Source organism: Ideonella sp. P3_A4 (genome assembly GCF_056403075.1).
Genome location: NZ_JBFUGE010001194.1, coordinates 1 through 929, shown reverse-complemented (window position 1 = coordinate 929; position 929 = coordinate 1). Strand labels below are relative to the sequence as shown.

Below are 929 nucleotides of genomic sequence, written 5' to 3'. Positions count from 1 at the left end.
GAGTTGCTCATCGAGCGCCAGACCGTGGCGCTCCAGCAGGCCGCTCGCGCGCAATGCGTCGGCTACCGTGCTGCCGTGCGGGAGTTGCAGGTCGACCGTATCGACTTCGCGTGGCGCCGGGCTGTAGCTGACCTGCACTTTCAACGCCGGCACGGCCTCAGCGCTGGCCATAGATCTGCTCCGCGCGTTTGACGAACGAATCGACGAAGGTGTTAGCCACCTTGTCGAACACCGGGCTCAGGACTGCTTCTAGCGGACGGCTCGAGAACGCGTAGCGCAGGTCGAACTCGATCCGGCAGGCGGCGGTGTCCGCACCCGGCCGGCCCAGCGGCGCGAAAAGCCATGAGCCTTCTAACAGCGAGAACGGCCCGTCGACCAGCTTCACCAGCACCTGCTGGTCCGGCTCGTGCACATTGCGGGTCGTGAAGGCGTGGCGCACGCCGGCGTACGCGAGGCTGATGCGCGCTGTCATGCCGTCGTCGTGCTGGTCCAGCACCTCGGCCTTTTCGCACCACGGCAGGAAGTCCGGGTAGCGTTGCACATCGGTCACGAGCTTGTACATCTCGGCCGCCGAGTACCACAGCAAGACGGACTTCTTCACATGCTTCATACAATCCAATGATTCTAGGCGTCAGCTTCTTCTTGTCTTGACGCCCATGCACAACCCACCATGTCTGCCCTGATCGCCGAAAACCGTCGCGCCCGTTTCGAATACCACATCGAAGAACAGTACGAAGCTGGCATGGTGCTGGAAGGCTGGGAAGTCAAGGCCATCCGCGCCGGCCAGGTGCAGCTGACCGACGGCTACGTGGTCATCCGCGACGGCGAGCTGTACCTGATCGGCTGCCGCATCAATGCGCTGCGCAGCGCGTCGACCCACGTGCACCCCGAGGCCGACCGGACCAAAAAGCTCTTGATGGGCAAGGACG

At 63.6% G+C, this 929-nt stretch carries 3 protein-coding genes; 1 reads left to right on the top strand and 2 read right to left on the bottom strand.

The genetic code is table 11. From position 1 onward, the window contains the following. Both AC1DYI_RS36910 and AC1DYI_RS36905 read right to left on the bottom strand, forming a co-directional pair. Window positions 1–171: RnfH family protein (locus tag AC1DYI_RS36910; protein WP_477209036.1), on the bottom strand; the 171-nt coding region annotated here is incomplete at its 3' end. Beyond that, window positions 158–610, bottom strand: a complete 453-nt coding sequence (locus AC1DYI_RS36905; RefSeq protein ID WP_477209035.1) for a type II toxin-antitoxin system RatA family toxin — start codon at window positions 608–610, stop codon at window positions 158–160. The genes AC1DYI_RS36910 and AC1DYI_RS36905, both read right to left, overlap by 14 nt. 60 nt (window positions 611–670) lie before the next feature. On the opposite strand from AC1DYI_RS36905, the gene AC1DYI_RS36900 reads away from it, so the two are divergent. Continuing rightward, window positions 671–929: SsrA-binding protein (locus AC1DYI_RS36900; protein WP_477209034.1), on the top strand; the 259-nt coding region annotated here is incomplete at its 3' end.